The sequence below is a fragment of the Streptomyces sp. NPDC045695 genome (assembly GCF_056432025.1).
Window position 1 is genome coordinate 281,014 of the sequence record NZ_JBWKJU010000001.1, and the last position, 15,135, is coordinate 296,148.

The window sequence follows — 15,135 nt, forward strand, 5'->3', positions numbered from 1 at the left end:
GCCCCCGCCCGGCTGGAAGTGTCGGGCAGCCGGGCGGGACATCGAGCGAGGTGGGCGCGCCCCGTACGCGCACGTTCACGGGAGTGTGGAGGGCTGAGCCGCCCGCCCCGCTGGCCGGGTCAGGCGGCCTTGGCGGCGGCCGGGGTGAGGGCGCTCTCCAGCACCATCTGCGACGCGTGGTCCACGAGCTGGCGGAGCACCTGTGCGTAGAACTCGTCGCCGCCCAGCCGGCCCAGGATGCGGTGGGCCTCGTCGCGGAAGCCGTCGATCTCCGCGCGGTACCGGTCGAGGGCGGCGGGGGTCCGCAGGAGGCCCGCGAGTTCCGTCCTGGCCTGATGTGAGCGGCCGGCGCCGGCACACAGGCCCAGGATGTGGTCCCTGAACTCGGGAGAGGCGTCCTCGAGGACGGAGGCGAGGAGATACGTCACCGTGCCGTTGAGCAGGTCCTCGTCGCGACCGGACACGATGTCTTCCTGGTCGTTGAAGATCTGCCAGAGGATGCCGAAGACATAGCCGAATTCACGCCACAGTTCCACCCTTTCGGGCGTGGCGCCGGAGAATATCGCGGCCATTGCCGTGATCATTCCGAAGGGGGCGCCGGATTTGCCGCGATACGTCTCTACGACCGATTTCCGGGAGGCGCTGCCCATGTCTCCCCGCATGTCGGCTATCTGGCCGTCCACGCCGATGATCCAGCCGTTGAGTATCTCGGATATGAGCGCGCTGCGCGCCGGCTCCGGGAGTTCCTGGGACAGGATGATCTGAATGGGGAGCGCGTTTCCGGTGATCACGGAGGCGAGCAGCGCCTCGTTCTCGCTGAGGCTGCCGGAGATGGATGCGCCGTTGGCGTCTGCCAGGTCATCGAGATAGCACGCCGAAGTCCACCACAGCAGGTGCACGGCGGACAGCGGAATGGCGGGCCGTGGATGTCCCGTCTCGATCGCGTGCGTCAGCAGCGGCAGCACCGAGAGGGGATGTCTCAGTTTGCGGTGCTCCAAAAGCTTGGCCACTGAGTTCCTGGTGATGCGTGCCGACGGGCCGAGTCGCTCCAGGGCGGTTTCGATCTCCGCGTCGATGTCCCGTGAGACTTCCCGGTGCAGGTCCAGGTAGGACATGGAATTCAAGAAGGGCCTCCGTCGTGGTACTGGGCCGAAGGGGGCGAGGAGCGCACCCTTTGAGCCGCGTGACTGGCCGATTCGATCATTCCGGAGGGAGGGGATCCAGAGCGATTTCCGGCACCTGTGGCCGGTTCTTTTCGATCATGAGGGCGGGGTCGGCGGGACCCGGGCACCGGGCCCCGCCTCACCGCTCAGTAGTAGTCGCGCATCAAGGTCGTCGACCATGGCGGCTGACGCAATGCGCCGCGTGGCCCGAATTCGACCATGTATGGCTTCAAATCGAGCACCGGTGTGCCGTCCACCGCGTCGAGGCCCTCGACGTGGACGTCCAATCCGTCCACCTTCACCACCCGGCACCGCGAGACGCCCAGCCGGTTCGGCCGGTTCTTGCCGCGCTGGGCGAAGATGCCGACCAGCGGCCAGTCCGGGTTGCCCCGGGGGTGCCGTGCGCCCGTCTCGATCTTCTCCACCGGCACCCGGTCGAAGTGGTAGATCACCTCGACGTGCGAGAAGTCCTCGAGGCCGAACAGTGCCTGTGGACCGAACCTGCGGCCGTCCAGGCGGATCACCGCCGCCTCCCGGCCCCAGTCGTCGTCGGTCACTTCGGCGCGGCCGCCCACCACCACGCCCACGGGTTGCGACTCCACCACCATCACGTCTCCCTCGCGTCTTCGCCCGCGACGCGCCGGCGGGTGTCGCCGGGCGCGCCGCCGTGCGTCCTCAAGCCGGGCGGACCGCGACGCGGTCCAGCGCCGCCAGCAGCTCCGGCAGGTCCGGATCCCCCTCGTGGGGGACCGCCAGCACCTCGCTCGGCTCCTCGTCCAGCAGGACGAAGGCCGCCTCGCCGGTACGGGCCACCAGCGACCAGCCCGGGCCGTCCACCCGCAGCGTCCGGCTCCCCTCGCCGGCGAAGGACGACCGCACCCGGCCGAGCGGCGGCGGGGTCCGCGTGTACGCCAGTGCCTCCTCCCGCGCCCGCGCCAGCCCGGGGTGCGCGGCGGCCGCCGCGCCACCGTCGGTGGCCACCCGCCCGCGCCAGTCGGCCCACTCCCGCGCGATCTGGTCCGCGCCCATCCGCCGCTGGACCGGACCCCAGGCGTCCGCCGAGGGCGGCGCCAGCGGCACCCGCCCCGTGCCGTCCGCCCCCTGCTCGGGATCGTGCGGCTGCGGGATCCCCGGCGCGGCCACCGACAGTTCCAGGGGCCAGCCGGCCAGCGAGACCACGATCGTCCGCTCGTCGGGGGACAAGTCGTATTCCATCCCGCAGTCCCAGGAGGCGATGGCCGTGGCCACGAGCGAGACGTCGTCCACGACGACCGTCCAGCGCGCGCCCTCCTCGTCCTGGCCGAGCACCAGCCCGTACCCCTCGCGGTTCGGCGCCACACCCAGCAGGGAGCAGGCCTCGGGGAAGTCGTCGCCCAGGATGCTCGGGAACTGCGCGGGGGTCAGCAGCACGGCGGTCAGCACGTACAGCGAGCCGCCACCCTCGTCGTCGGACACCTGGCCTCCCGGTAGCTCTCTCGTCGGCGCACCTTAACCAGCGGGTAACCCGCCCGTCGAGAGCCTGCGGGTGACGATTTCCAAGCCCGCTACCTGCACGTAGAGTTGGGGCCCCACCACAGAAAGGTGTACCCGGTGCAGCGTTACGACCGGCTGAGGGACATCCTCCGTCTGGACCCCGACAAGGACTTCCTCGCCATCTACCGGCTCACCGCGACGTACGAGTTTCCCTGGGACTTCGCCCGCGCCCTAGAGCTCGCCCTGTTCCGGACCTATGCCGTCCCGAGCATCGGGGGCCTGCTGGCCGAGACCGCCGAGTTCACCGACCGGACGCAGAAGCGCTACGACGACACCGCGCTGCTGCTCGACGCCGTCGTCGAGCACGGCTTCGCGAGCGACACCGCCCGCACCGCGATCCGCCGCGTCAACCAGATGCACCGCAGTTACGCCATCTCCAACGAGGACATGCGCTACGTCCTGTGCACGTTCGTGGTGATTCCCGCACGCTGGCTGGACGCCTACGGCTGGCGTGCGCTGACCCATCACGAGCGCCGGGCCTGCGCGAACTACTACGCCACCCTCGGCCGCCATCTGGGCATCACGGACATCCCGGGCTCCTACGAGGAGTTCGAAGCCACCCTGGACGCCTACGAGGAGGCTCACTTCGGCTGGGACGAGGGTGGCCGGCGCGTTGCCGACGCCACCCTGGACCTGATGGCCTCCTGGTACCCGGCGCCGCTCGCCCCCGCCGTGCGCGGCGCCAGCAAGGCCCTCCTCGACGAGTCGCTGCTGGGCGCCTTCCGGTTCGGGGCCCCGCGCCCCCGGGTCCAGCGGCTGGTCCGGGGAGCCCTGCGGCTGCGCGGGCGCGCCGTGCGCCTGCTGCCGCCGCGCAAGGCCCCGCACTACGCCCGCCAGAACCCGGAGATCAAGGGGTACCGGGGCGGCTACGACGTGGGCGAGCTCGGCACGTTCCCCGTGCCGGGCGCGGGTGGCTGCCCCGTGCCGCATCCCCGCCGGCCCGCCGGAGCCGACGCACAGCCTCCGGCCTGATCCCGGCAGCATTCCCTGATCCCGGCAGCCGCCCCCGATTCCGGGGGCGGAGCCGGCGTACGGCCGTAGGTCACGGGCGACGCAGGGCCAGCGCCAGGAAGCGGTCGTCCTCGTCGCTGTACGAGGTCAGGCCCCAGCCCGAACGAGCCAGCAGCGGGCCGAGGTTGTGCTCGGCGCGCAGGTCCCCGGAGGTCAGCTCGCGGCCGTGGCGCGCGGCCAGGGCCGCTCGCCCGATCGGGTGAAAGAGAGCGAGCCGGCCGCCGGGGCGGACGACCCGGGCGAGCTCGCGCAGGTTCGCCTCCGGGTCGGGCAGGTGGGCGATCAGCCCCGCCGCGAACACCGCGTCGAGCACCTCGTCGCGCACCGGCAGCCGAGCCACGTCGGCGAGCAGAAGGGCGGCATGCGCTCCCCGCCCGGCCTCCTGCGCGGCGGTCAGCATCTGCGGCGTGAGGTCGGCGCCCAGCACGAGTCCCGTGGGCCCGACGGCGGCCCGTAGCGCTGACAGGGCACGACCGGTGCCGCAGCCCGCGTCGAGCACGCGGTCCCCGGGCCGCAGCCCGAATTCGGCCACGGCGGCGGCGAAGGCGGGCCCGTCCTCGGGGAACTTGCGATCCCAGCCGGCGGCGCGCGCCCCGAAGAACTCCTGCACGTGCGTGTGGTCTTCGCTCATGCGGCCCATGATCCCGCACGGACGCCCGCCCGAGGGTCCGCCCGAGTGCTGCCCGAGTGCCTGCCCGAGTGTCCGCCGACGGTGCGCAAGGTGGCATGCGGTGCGATCGAAACATGAACGTATCTCTGTCATATTTCAGCACTTACAGCGGCTTTCGAAATGCGCCCCCTGTTCGCGCCCTCACCCGGACTAGCGTCCGGTGGCCATGGAACACCTGGGACATCTGGACCACGCCGCCTACGGCTGGCTGACACCCGTGCTGTCATACGTGATGGCATCGACCGGCGCCGCCCTCGGGCTGCGCTGCACCGTCCGCGCGCTCGCCGCGACCGGAAGCTCGCGCCGCAACTGGCTCCTCACCGCGGCCTCCGCCGTCGGTACCGGTATCTGGACGATGCACTTCGTCGCCATGCTCGGCTTCGAGGTCACCGGCACCGAGATCCACTACAACGTGCCCCTCACCGTCCTCAGCCTGCTCGTCGCCATGCTGGTCGTCGGCGCCGGAGTCTTCGCCGTCGGCTACGGGAAGGACCGCAGCCGCTCGCTGGTACTGGGCGGCCTCACCACCGGACTCGGCGTCGCCAGCATGCACTACCTGGGCATGGCGGCCCTGCGCCTGCACGGTGAGGTCTCGTACGACCCCCTCACCGTCGGGCTCTCCGTCGCCATCGCCGTCGTGGCGGCCACCGCCGCCCTGTGGGCCGCGCTCAACATCAAGTCACCGGTGGCCGTCGCCGTCGCCTCGCTCGTCATGGGCGCAGCCGTCAGCAGCATGCACTACACGGGGATGACGGCCGTCGCCGTCAGCGTGAGCCCCTCGGACACGCCCCTGCCCGGCGCCACGGCCCTGCAGTTCATCTTCCCCCTCGCCGTCGGACTGGGCTCGTACCTCTTCATCACCGCAGCCTTCGTCGCCCTCTCGCCGACGGCGGACGAACGAGCCGCCTCCGCTTCCGCCGCCCGGCATCTGGGGGAGGGCCCGGTGCCAGCCCACTGATCGAGCCGTCTCCCGGCACCGCGCGCACCGCCCCGCCCCGCCCTCTACTCACCGTCCCCCCGCACTGCAACGGACCGCACCGCACTCCACCGCCGCGTCCGTTCGTACGTACCACCCCGGAACGAGGAGCCCATGCGCACACCCCGCAGAAGACCGGAAGTAGCGGCGCCGCGGCGGCCCGCGCCCCCGGCACGCGGCCGCCGGGCCCACGCCGGGCCGCCGGCCGAGGAACCGGCGCCGCACCAACCGCACCAACCTCACCAGCCCCACCAGCCCTTTCAGACTCACCAGCCGCCCCCGCCGCTCCCGACCGCCCCGTCCGAGCGCCGCCCCGGCCCCCGGCTGCGGCTGCGCCCCGCCACCGTCCGCGCGAAGATCGTCTCGCTGCTGATGGTCCCGGTCGTCTCGCTCCTCGCCCTCTGGGCCTTCGCCACCGTCAGCACCGCCCAGGACATAGCCCGGCTCAGCCGTGTCCACCAGGCCGACGCCGAGATACGCACCCCCGTCGCTGCCGCCGTCAGCGAGCTCCAGGCCGAACGGCGCGCCGCCGTCCGGCTCCTCGCCGACCCCGCCGCCGACCCGGGCGCCCTCGCCCCGCAGGCCCGCCGCACCGACACCGCCGTCCAGCGGCTGCGCCTCGGCGACCGCCACACCGTCGCCGACTCCGGCGACTACCGCTCCGACACGGTGGTCCGCCTGAGCGCGTTCGTCGCCGCCGCCGAAGCCCTGGGCCCGGCCCGCAAGGACATCACCGACCGCCGCGCCACCGCCGAGGCCGCCTACGCCATCTACACCGGCGTGGTCGATTCCGCAATCGCCGTGGGCGGCTCCCTGACCGGTGGCGAGGACGCCGAACTGGGCCCCGACGCCCGTGTCCTGCACGAATTCGCCCGCGCCGCCGAGCTGCTGTCCCGCGAGGACGCGCTGCTCGCCCTGCCGGGCCCGCGCAGCGCCGAAACGCTTCGGCTTCTGACCGGCACCATCGAGACCCGCCGGGCGCTCACCGACACCGCGGCCCGTGACCTCCCCGCCGCCCAGCAGGCCGCCTGGCAGTCCGTGGCCAAGAGCGCCGCCTACGCCGACCTCACCGGCGCCGAGGACCGGGCGCTGGCCGCCGGCACGGCCCGGGAGAGCCGCGGGGCGCCCGCCGGGTGGGAAGCGGCCCACACCGGCGTCGCCGCGTCCATGCGGGAGATCGAACAGGCCGCGCACGCCACGGCCGCCCACCGGGCCGACCCGGTCACCGAGGGCGCGCTGAGCCCGGCCGGAGCCGCCGTGGTGCTGGGTCTGGCAGCCGTCGCGGCCTCGCTCGTCATCTCCGTCCGGATCGGCCGCGCCCTGGTCGTGGAACTCGTCGCGCTGCGCAACACCGCCCTGGAGATCGCCCACCGCAAACTCCCGCGGGCCATGGAGCGCCTGCGCGCCGGCCAGGACGTCGACGTCACCGCCGAGACCCCGTCCGGGCCTCCCGCCGAGGACGAGATCACCCAGGTCGGTGAGGCGCTCGGCACCGTCCACCGGGCGGCGCTCAGCGCCGCGGTCGAGCGGGCGGAACTCGCCAGCGGGGTCTCGGGGGTCTTCGTCAACCTCGCCCGCCGCAGCCAGGTCCTCGTGCACAAGCAGCTCACCCTGCTCGACTCGATGGAACGGCGCGCCGACGACCCGAACGAGCTCGGCGACCTCTTCCGCCTCGACCACCTGACCACCCGGATGCGCCGGCACGCCGAAAGCCTGATCATCCTGTCGGGCGCCGCTCCTGGCCGTGCCTGGCGGATGCCGGTCCCCCTCACCAACGTCGTACGGGCCGCCGTCTCCGAGATCGAGGACTATCCGCGCGTGGAGGTCCGCCAGCTCGCGGAAGCCGCAGTGGTCGGCGGAGCCGTAGCCGACCTCACCCACCTGCTCGCCGAACTCATCGAGAACGCCACGCAGTTCTCGCCGCCGCACACCAAGGTGCGGGTCAGCGGAGAACCCGTGGGAGCCGGCTACGTCCTGGAGGTCGAGGACCGCGGTCTCGGCATGGGCCGCGCCTCCCTGAGCGACGCCAACCGGCGCATCGAGCAGTCCGAGGCGCTCGACCTCTTCGACAGCGACCGGCTCGGGCTCTTCGTGGTCAGCCGTCTCGCGGCCCGCCACGGAGTCAAGGTGCACCTGCGTACGTCTCCCTACGGCGGCACCACCGCGGTCGTGCTCCTGCCGAACTCCGTGCTCCAGGGCGCCATCACGGCCGCCGCCCCTGGCTCTGTCCCCGTCCCCGTCTCCGCGCCCGTCCCCGCGCCCGCGCCCGCTCCCGAACGGGCGCCTGACCCGGAACCTCCCACCCCGGTTCCCGGCCCGGCCCCGACTCCGGAGCAGCAGCCCACCATCACCGTCGTACGGGAGGACGCGCGCGCCTCGGCCGCAGGGCGGGACCCGCGCGACCTCCCGGCTCCCGAACGGGCCTCCGCGGCCGAGGGGCCGCGCGCCCCGGTGGCTTCGCTGCGGCCGCGCGCCCCCGGTGACGCGGGGACCCGTACCCAGACGGCCGCGGTCCCCGCCGCCTCGTTGACGGAACTGCCGCGCCGGGTGCGCCAGGCCAGCCTCGTCCCGCAGCTGCGCGAGGCGCCCGCCCCGGGCGACCCGGCTGGCGCCGGCCTCCCCGGGGACCCCTCGGGCCGCAGTCCGGAGGAGGCCAGGGATCAGATGACGGCCTACCGGGCCGGCTGGGTCCGCGGCGCCCAGGACAACTCCCCCCACGCAGGCAGCGAAGGAGAAGTGTGATGATCGAACACCAGAGGATCGGCCTCGACGGCGTCCGCAGGTCCGGCGAACTGGACTGGCTGCTGGACGACCTGGTGCTGCGGGTCCGCGAGGTCCGCCACGCCGTGGTCCTCTCCAACGACGGGCTGGCGGTCGGCGCCTCCAGCGCGCTCGGCCGGGAGGACGCCGAACACCTGGCAGCGGTGGCCTCCGGCTTCCACAGCCTGGCCAAGGGCGCGGGCCGGCACTTCCACGCCGGGGGCGTGCGCCAGACGATGGTCGAGATGGACGAGGGCTTCCTCTTCGTCGCGGCCGCCGGAGACGGCTCCTGCCTGGCCGTGCTCAGCGCCGCCAGCGCCGACATCGGGCTGATCGCCTACGAGATGGCCCGGCTGGTGAAGCGGGTCGGCGAGCACCTCTACACCCCGCCCCGGTTCGCGGCGCGGCCGCCGGCCGCCGGCTGAGGGCGGCGGCCGCGCACATGGACGGCCAGTGGTACGACGCCGACGCGGGTCCGCTCGTCCGTCCGTACGCCATGACGGGCGGGCGTACGAAGCCGGGGCCCCACGGGGTCCGCTTCGACCTGATCGCGCTGGTCGTGGTGGACCCGGAGGCCACGGACGAGGCGGCCGAGTCGCTGCTCGGTCCAGAACACCGGGCCCTGCTCGGGCTCTGCCGGTCCGAGACCCAGTCGGTGGCGGAACTCGCCGCGGACGCCGACCTGCCCGTGGGGGTGGTGCGGGTGCTCCTCGGGGACCTGCTGGAGGGCGGGCACGTCAAGGTCAGCCGGCCGGTGCCGCCCGCACAACTGCCGGACGAGCGGATTTTGCGTGAAGTCATCGAGGGATTGCGAGCGTTGTGATGGGACTGCATGACGACGGACCGGCTCCGGACGTGGATCCCGGTTCGGGGGAGGACCCCGAACTGGCCGCGCTCGCGCTGAAGATCCTCGTGGCGGGCGGCTTCGGGGTCGGCAAGACCACGCTGGTGGACGCGGTGAGCGAGATCCGTCCGCTGCGGACGGAGGAACTGCTCAGCGAGGCGGGCGAACTGGTCGACGACACGGGCGGCGTGGAGAGGAAGACGACCACGACGGTCGCGATGGACTTCGGGCGGATCACCATCCGGTCGGGGCTGTCCCTGTACCTGTTCGGCACGCCGGGGCAGGACCGTTTCTGGTTCCTGTGGGACGAGCTCGCGCAGGGGGCGCTCGGCGCGGTGGTGCTCGCCGACACGCGGAGGCTGGAGGACTGCTTCCCGGCGGTGGACTACTTCGAGCACCGGCGCATCCCCTTCGTGGTGGCCGTCAACTGCTTCACGGACGCGCGGCGGTACGGGGCGCACGACGTCTCGCGGGCGCTGGACCTGGACCGGGGGACGCCGGTGGTGCTGTGCGACGCGCGGGACAAGGACTCGGGGAAGGAAGTGCTGATCAGGCTGGTCGAGTACGCCGGGCGGGTGCACACCGCCCGGCTGCTGGAGTCGGTGGAGCCGCAGGCCGATTCCGTGTGAGCGGGACCGCCCGGAGCGGGGCGCGGGGACGGGGACGGGGCGCGTCATTCCTCTTGAGTCATCTTCTGCGCCATGGGGACGTCCTCCTTGCCGGAAAGGCACTGGTGGGGAAGGCTTGCGGGACGAGTACGAGGGGTGGGGCGCGGCCACGCAGGCGGCGTCGACGGGGAGGGGCTGGCAATGGCACTGGACAAGCAACTGGACTGGCTGCTGGACGATCTGACGCGCAGGGTCCAGCAGGTCAGGCATGCGGTGGTGCTGTCCAACGACGGCCTGGTGACGGGTGCGAGCGCGGGTCTGGCGCGGGAGGACGCGGAGCACCTGGCGGCCGTCGCGGCCGGTCTGCAGAGCCTGGCGAAGGGGTCGGGACGGCACTTCAGGGCCGGGGAGGTCCGGCAGACGATGGTCGAGTACGACGAAGGGGTGCTCTTCGTCATGGCGGCGGGAGCGGGCAGTTGTCTGTGCGTGCTCAGTGCCTCCGAGGCGGACATCGGTCAGGTGGCGTACGAGATGACGCTGCTGGTCAACCGGGTGGGCGAGCACCTGGGCGTCGCGGAACGGCGCATCACCGGGGGCTGAGTCGGTACGGGAGCGTCCGCGGAGTTATCCACAGGCCTCGCGGGCTGTCGTCGCGCTGAGTTACGGTCTTCACACAGAGTAATCACTGCTCGTGTGGGGGAGACGTCATGAGGGAGATGGGTACCGCTCTGCGGGACGACCCGGTCGTGCGCGCGGAGGGGGACGGGGCGGCGGACGTCCTGGTGGGCGCCGTACAGGCCGCCGGCGAACTGGGGCTGAGCCGGAGCGGGTTCGCGAGGGCCGTCCAGCTGGGGCTCGTCCGGACCGGGCCACCCGCGGCCGGCGGCGCCGCGCGCTACGCGCGGGCCGAGCTGGAGCGGCTCAGGGCGGCCGAGGGCTGGCCGGACGCGTTGCGCGAGCGGGTCGAGACGGTGGCCGGAGCAGAGGCGGCGGAGGTGCTGGGCGTCGTCCCGAGCCGCTTCACGCGGCTCGCGCGCTGCGGGCACCTCACCCCGGTCGGCTACCGGATCAACCGCTACCGGGCCGTGGTGTGGCTCTACCTGGCCGCGGAGCTACGGGGCTTCGCAGCGCGGGAGCCGGGGATGCTGAGCGGCGTCGCACCCCCGGCGGACCACGAACTGATGGCGGCCAAAGCGGATCTGCGCCCACGGCAGTGGCGCGGGCGGCACGTCGCGCTGCTGCTGAGACGGACCGCCGACCCCTGGGAGCGCGCGGCGGTACTGGCCGCGGTGCTCCCGGACGACGAACTGCGCGAAGCCGTGCCCGATCCGGCGGAGCGGATCGTCCTGGCCGCGCTGGCCCCACCCCCGCCGTACGGACATCCGCAGGCCCCGGCGGCCGCTGCGGTGGCGCTGCGGCTGCTCAAGGCGGGGCCGCCGGAGGAGGTCCACTGGTACCGCACCGGCCTGGACTTCGCCCTGGCGGGGGCGCGCGGTCAGTCGAAGTCGACGGGGGAGAGGGGGCCGACGTAGACCCAGGCCCCGGCCTCGCGGGAGAAGCCGCTGTGCTCGTGCAGCGAGCCGCTGTGCCGGCCCTCGCGGTAGTGGGCGCGGAACTCCACCGAGCCCTCCGTCTCGAACATCCCGCCGCGCTCGGTGGCGAGGATCTCCAGCCGCTCCCAGCGCTGACCGGGGTCCAGGTCGAGGTGGGCCGGGCGGGTCGAGGCATGCCAGGAGCGCATCAGGTAGGCGGTGTCGCCGACGGCGAAGGCGCTGAAGCGTGAGCGCATCAGCAGCTCGGCGGTGGGTGCCTGCTGCGTACCGGAGTGGAAGCGGCCGCAGCACTGCGGGTAGGCGGCGGGCAGCCCGCAGGGGCAGGGCAGAGCGGGGGTGGCCATGGGTGTGCTCAGTTCTTCGGGACGGGCTCGGACTGCTGGGACTACTGCTGCTGGGCCTGTTGGGCCTGCTGGGCCTTGGGACTACTGGGACTGCTTGGCGGCGTACGGGCGGAAGAGGCCCTCCTGGACCACGGAGACAAGAAGCCTGCCCTCCAGGTCGTAGATGCGGCCCCGGGCCAGGCCCCGGCCGCCGTGTGCGATGGGTGACTCCTGGTCGTAGAGGAACCACTCGTCGGCCCGGAACGGCCGGTGGAACCACATCGCGTGGTCCAGCGAGGCCATGTCGAAACCACGCATGCCCCACAAGGGCTCCACGGGGATGCGCACGGCATCGAGGAGGGTCATGTCACTGGCGTAGGTGAGGGCGCAGGTGTGCACGAGCGGGTCGTCGCCCAGCGGGCCGACGGCGCGCATCCACACCGCGCTGCGGGGATCGGCGCCCTTGAGCTCCTCGGGGGTCCAGCGGAGCCGGTTCACGTACCGGATGTCGAAGGCCTGGCGGCGGGCCATCCGCTCCAGCGCCTCCGGCAGTGCCCCGAGGTGTTCCCGGATCTCGTCCGCGACCTTGGGGAGCGTGTCCGGGTGAGGGACGTGGTGAGGAGGCAGCTGGTGCTCGATGCTGCCCTCCTCCGGATGATGGAAGGAGGCGGTGAGATTGAAGATCGTCTTGCCCTGCTGGACCGCGGTGACCCGGCGCGTGGTGAAGGACCGCCCGTCGCGCACCCGCTCCACCTGGTACACGATCGGCACCCCCGGGATGCCGGGGCGCAGGAAGTACGCGTGCAGCGAGTGGACCGGGCGGTCGCTCTCGACGGTGCGGCCCGCGGCCACCAGCGCCTGGCCGGCGACCTGGCCGCCGAAGACCCGCTGGAGGGACTCCTGCGGGCTGGCGCCACGGAAGATGTTCACCTCGATCTGCTCCAGATCGAGCAGATCGACCAGTCTCTCGGCGGGGTTCGTCATCAGAGGATCTCCACTGTCGGGTCCGGGCGGTGCTTGCGGTGCTTGCGGTGCTAGCGGTCCGGGCGGGCGGGGCGATGTCGGCGGACGGTGCGGTCCGGCGGGATGCCGGAGGGGGTCAGAGGGCGCCGAGCTCGCCGACCGAGGTGACCCGGATGACGGCCCGGCCCTCCTCGTCCGAGGCCGCGAGGTCGACCTCGGCGCTGATGCCCCAGCCATGGTCCCCGTTGGGGTCCGCGAAGGTCTGGCGGACGCGCCACAGGCCGTGCGCCGGGTCCTCCTCGATCTGGAGCAGCTTCGGGCCGCGCGCGTCGGGTCCGGTGCCCAGGTCGTCGTACTCGTCCCAGTACCCGTCCATGGCCTCGCCCCAGGCGTCGGCGTCCCAACCGGACTCGGCGTCCAGCTCGCCCAGCACGTTGACGTGGTCGAGGGCGGCCAGCTCCACCCGGCGGAACATGGCGTTGCGCACCAGGACACGGAAGGCGCGGGAGTTCGCGGTGACCGGCTTGACCTGGTCGGCCTTCTCCTGGGCCTGCTCCGCCGTCTCCACCTCCGGGTTCGCCAGCTGCTCCCACTCGTCCAGGAGGCTGGAGTCGACCTGGCGGACCAGTTCGCCGAGCCAGGCGATCAGGTCCTGGAGGTCCTCGGACTTGAGGTCGTCGGGGATGGTGTGGTCCAGGGCCTTGAACGCGCTCGCCAGGTAGCGCAGCACGATGCCCTCGGTGCGGGCCAGCTCGTAGAAGGAGGTGAACTCGGTGAAGGTCATCGCGCGTTCGTACATGTCGCGGATGATCGACTTCGGGGAGACCGGGTGGTCGCGCACCCACGGGTGGCTCTTGGCGTACACGTCGTAGGCGTGGAAGAGCAGCTCTTCCAGCGGCTTGGGATAGGTGACGTCCTGGAGCCGCTCCATCCGCTCCTCGTACTCGATCCCGTCGGCCTTCATCTGCCCGACCGCGATGCCGCGTTCCTTGTTCTGCTGGGCGGCCAGGATCTGGCGCGGGTCGTCCAGCGTGGACTCCACGACCGAGACCATGTCCAGGGCGTAGGAGGGCGACTCCGGGTCCAGCAGGTCGAAGGAGGCGAGTGCGAAGGTCGACAACGGCTGGTTGAGCGCGAAGTCCTGCTGGAGGTCGACGGTGAGCCGGATGGTGCGGCCCTCCGCGTCCGGGGTGTCGAGCTTCTCCACGACACCGCCGTCCAGCAGCGAGCGGTAGATCGCGATGGCGCGGCGGATGTGCCGCAGCTGGGCCTTGCGGGGCTCGTGGTTGTCCTCAAGGAGGTGGCGCATCGCCTGGAAGGCATCGCCGGGCCGGGCGATGACCGACAGCAGCATGATGTTGGTGACCTTGAAGCGCGAGGTCAGCGCCTCCGGGTCGGCGGCGATGAGCTTCTCGAAGGTGGTGTCCGACCAGGCGACGAAGCCCTCGGGGGCCTTCTTGCGCACCACCTTGCGGCGCTTCTTCGGGTCGTCGCCCGCCTTGGCGAGCGCCTTCTCGTTCTCGATGACGTGCTCGGGCGCCTGCGCGACCACATAGCCCGCCGTGTCGAAGCCGGCGCGGCCGGCCCGGCCGGCGATCTGGTGGAACTCGCGGGCGCGCAGCGTCCGGACGCGGTTGCCGTCGTACTTGGTGAGAGCGGTGAACAGCACCGTGCGGATCGGGACGTTGACACCGACGCCGAGGGTGTCGGTACCGCAGATCACCTTCAGCAGACCGGCCTGCGCGAGCTTCTCGACCAGGCGCCGGTACTTGGGCAGCATGCCGGCGTGGTGCACGCCGATGCCGTGCCGGACGTAGCGGGAGAGGTTCTGGCCGAACTTGGTGGTGAAGCGGAAGTTGCCGATGAGTTCGGCGATCTTGTCCTTCTCCTCGCGGGTGCACATGTTGATGCTCATGAGCGACTGCGCCCGCTCGACCGCCTGGGCCTGGGTGAAGTGCACGATGTAGACGGGGGCCTGCCGGGTCTCCAGCAGCTCGGTGATCGTGTCGGTGATCGGCGTGGTCACGTACTCGTACGACAGCGGAACGGGCCGGGTCGCGGAGCGGACCATCGAGGTGGGCCGGCCGGTGCGCCGGGTGAGGTCCTCCTCGAAGCGCTTCATGTCGCCGAGGGTCGCGGACATCAGGATGAACTGCGCCTGCGGCAGTTCCAGCAGCGGGATCTGCCAGGCCCAGCCGCGGTCCGGCTCGGCATAGAAGTGGAACTCGTCCATCACGACCTGGCCGATGTCGGCGTGCTTGCCGTCGCGCAGGGCGATGGAGGCCAGCACCTCGGCGGTGCAGCAGATCACCGGTGCGTCCGCGTTCACGGAGGCGTCGCCGGTCAGCATGCCGACGTTCTCCGTGCCGAAGAGCTTGCACAGGTCGAAGAACTTCTCCGACACCAGCGCCTTGATGGGGGCGGTGTAGAAAGTGACCTTGTCCTGGGCCAGGGCGGTGAAGTGCGCGCCGGCCGCGACGAGGCTCTTGCCGGAGCCGGTCGGAGTGGAAAGGATCACGTTCGCCCCGGAGACGACCTCGATCAGCGCCTCCTCCTGAGCCGGGTACAGGGTGATGCCCTGGTCCTGCGCCCACGAGGAGAAGGCCTCGAAGAGGGCGTCGGGGTCGGCGTTCGGCGGGAGCTGATCAATGAGGGTCACACCCCCCATCTTGCCTGGCTTCCCCCCGGATCAGGGAACCGGCGGACGGAAGGAAGATCATCGACGGTACGC

Annotated in this window: 15 protein-coding genes; 8 read left to right on the forward strand and 7 right to left on the reverse strand. The window is 72.1% G+C overall.

The annotated features are described in order from the left end of the window. Window positions 1-119 precede the first annotated feature (119 nt). The 3 genes from AC07DU_RS01295 to AC07DU_RS01305 form a co-directional block, all read right to left on the reverse strand. Window positions 120-1,115, reverse strand: coding sequence for a polyprenyl synthetase family protein (locus tag AC07DU_RS01295; RefSeq protein WP_479109357.1), 996 nt, complete (start codon window positions 1,113-1,115; stop codon window positions 120-122). A gap of 194 nt (window positions 1,116-1,309) precedes the next feature. Continuing rightward, on the reverse strand, window positions 1,310-1,771 hold the full coding sequence (locus AC07DU_RS01300; protein WP_360895752.1) for an SAM-dependent methyltransferase: 462 nt from the start codon (window positions 1,769-1,771) through the stop codon (window positions 1,310-1,312). Between the two features lie 67 nt (window positions 1,772-1,838). Then, on the reverse strand, window positions 1,839-2,618 hold the full coding sequence (locus AC07DU_RS01305) for a hypothetical protein (protein WP_360895749.1): 780 nt from the start codon (window positions 2,616-2,618) through the stop codon (window positions 1,839-1,841). 135 nt (window positions 2,619-2,753) lie between these two features. Between AC07DU_RS01305 and AC07DU_RS01310 the strand changes: the two genes are divergently transcribed. Continuing rightward, window positions 2,754-3,668, forward strand: coding sequence for an oxygenase MpaB family protein (locus AC07DU_RS01310; protein ID WP_479034890.1), 915 nt, complete (start codon window positions 2,754-2,756; stop codon window positions 3,666-3,668). A 70-nt stretch (window positions 3,669-3,738) separates the two neighbouring features. Here AC07DU_RS01310 and AC07DU_RS01315 read toward each other — a convergent pair whose 3' ends face one another. Further along, window positions 3,739-4,347 carry a class I SAM-dependent methyltransferase gene (locus AC07DU_RS01315; RefSeq protein ID WP_479034887.1) on the reverse strand — a complete coding sequence of 203 codons (609 nt, stop codon included), beginning with the start codon at window positions 4,345-4,347 and terminating at the stop codon, window positions 3,739-3,741. 205 nt (window positions 4,348-4,552) lie between these two features. On the opposite strand from AC07DU_RS01315, the gene AC07DU_RS01320 reads away from it, so the two are divergent. From AC07DU_RS01320 to AC07DU_RS01350, 7 genes are all read left to right on the forward strand, one after another. Further along, a complete protein-coding gene (locus AC07DU_RS01320; RefSeq protein ID WP_453371281.1) occupies window positions 4,553-5,335 on the forward strand; it encodes an MHYT domain-containing protein in 783 nt (260 codons plus the stop codon). 132 nt (window positions 5,336-5,467) lie between these two features. Then, complete coding sequence (locus AC07DU_RS01325) at window positions 5,468-8,095, forward strand: sensor histidine kinase (RefSeq protein WP_479108955.1); 2,628 nt, start codon at window positions 5,468-5,470, stop codon at window positions 8,093-8,095. Continuing rightward, window positions 8,095-8,538: a roadblock/LC7 domain-containing protein gene (locus tag AC07DU_RS01330; protein ID WP_360895737.1), complete on the forward strand. Its 444-nt coding sequence runs from the start codon at window positions 8,095-8,097 to the stop codon at window positions 8,536-8,538. Before AC07DU_RS01325 ends, AC07DU_RS01330 begins: the two co-directional genes overlap by 1 nt. 17 nt (window positions 8,539-8,555) lie before the next feature. Then, window positions 8,556-8,936: a DUF742 domain-containing protein gene (locus tag AC07DU_RS01335; RefSeq protein WP_479034878.1), complete on the forward strand. Its 381-nt coding sequence runs from the start codon at window positions 8,556-8,558 to the stop codon at window positions 8,934-8,936. After that, the gene (locus AC07DU_RS01340) at window positions 8,936-9,586 is read left to right on the forward strand and encodes a GTP-binding protein (protein WP_479108957.1); all 651 of its coding nucleotides are present in this window, start codon (window positions 8,936-8,938) and stop codon (window positions 9,584-9,586) included. The genes AC07DU_RS01335 and AC07DU_RS01340 overlap by 1 nt, the downstream gene beginning before the upstream one ends. 180 nt (window positions 9,587-9,766) lie before the next feature. After that, window positions 9,767-10,165 carry a roadblock/LC7 domain-containing protein gene (locus tag AC07DU_RS01345; RefSeq protein ID WP_328924404.1) on the forward strand — a complete coding sequence of 133 codons (399 nt, stop codon included), beginning with the start codon at window positions 9,767-9,769 and terminating at the stop codon, window positions 10,163-10,165. Between the two features lie 107 nt (window positions 10,166-10,272). Then, window positions 10,273-11,097 carry a DUF6397 family protein gene (locus AC07DU_RS01350; protein ID WP_479108959.1) on the forward strand — a complete coding sequence of 275 codons (825 nt, stop codon included), beginning with the start codon at window positions 10,273-10,275 and terminating at the stop codon, window positions 11,095-11,097. On the opposite strand, the gene AC07DU_RS01355 is transcribed toward AC07DU_RS01350, so the two are convergent. From AC07DU_RS01355 to AC07DU_RS01365, 3 genes are all read right to left on the reverse strand, one after another. Then, a complete protein-coding gene (locus AC07DU_RS01355) occupies window positions 11,061-11,462 on the reverse strand; it encodes a YchJ family protein (protein ID WP_479108961.1) in 402 nt (133 codons plus the stop codon). The two genes, AC07DU_RS01350 and AC07DU_RS01355, sit on opposite strands and share 37 nt — an antisense overlap. Window positions 11,463-11,543: 81 nt before the next feature. Further along, window positions 11,544-12,425 (reverse strand): acyl-CoA thioesterase, encoded by an 882-nt coding sequence (locus tag AC07DU_RS01360; protein WP_360895721.1) that lies wholly within the window; start codon window positions 12,423-12,425, stop codon window positions 11,544-11,546. Window positions 12,426-12,540: 115 nt separating this feature from the next. Beyond that, window positions 12,541-15,063 (reverse strand): DEAD/DEAH box helicase, encoded by a 2,523-nt coding sequence (locus AC07DU_RS01365; protein ID WP_360895718.1) that lies wholly within the window; start codon window positions 15,061-15,063, stop codon window positions 12,541-12,543. Window positions 15,064-15,135 lie beyond the last annotated feature (72 nt).

Coding starts and splice junctions, on each gene's coding strand:
- AC07DU_RS01335 (WP_479034878.1), top strand. CDS start 8,556: ATGGACGGCCAGTGGTACGACGCCGACGCGGGTCCGCTCGTCCGTCCG.
- AC07DU_RS01350 (WP_479108959.1), top strand. CDS start 10,273: ATGAGGGAGATGGGTACCGCTCTGCGGGACGACCCGGTCGTGCGCGCG.
- AC07DU_RS01330 (WP_360895737.1), top strand. CDS start 8,095: ATGATCGAACACCAGAGGATCGGCCTCGACGGCGTCCGCAGGTCCGGC.
- AC07DU_RS01295 (WP_479109357.1), bottom strand. CDS start 1,115: ATGTCCTACCTGGACCTGCACCGGGAAGTCTCACGGGACATCGACGCG.
- AC07DU_RS01325 (WP_479108955.1), top strand. CDS start 5,468: ATGCGCACACCCCGCAGAAGACCGGAAGTAGCGGCGCCGCGGCGGCCC.
- AC07DU_RS01315 (WP_479034887.1), bottom strand. CDS start 4,347: ATGGGCCGCATGAGCGAAGACCACACGCACGTGCAGGAGTTCTTCGGG.
- AC07DU_RS01340 (WP_479108957.1), top strand. CDS start 8,936: ATGGGACTGCATGACGACGGACCGGCTCCGGACGTGGATCCCGGTTCG.
- AC07DU_RS01345 (WP_328924404.1), top strand. CDS start 9,767: ATGGCACTGGACAAGCAACTGGACTGGCTGCTGGACGATCTGACGCGC.
- AC07DU_RS01360 (WP_360895721.1), bottom strand. CDS start 12,425: ATGACGAACCCCGCCGAGAGACTGGTCGATCTGCTCGATCTGGAGCAG.
- AC07DU_RS01355 (WP_479108961.1), bottom strand. CDS start 11,462: ATGGCCACCCCCGCTCTGCCCTGCCCCTGCGGGCTGCCCGCCGCCTAC.
- AC07DU_RS01300 (WP_360895752.1), bottom strand. CDS start 1,771: ATGGTGGTGGAGTCGCAACCCGTGGGCGTGGTGGTGGGCGGCCGCGCC.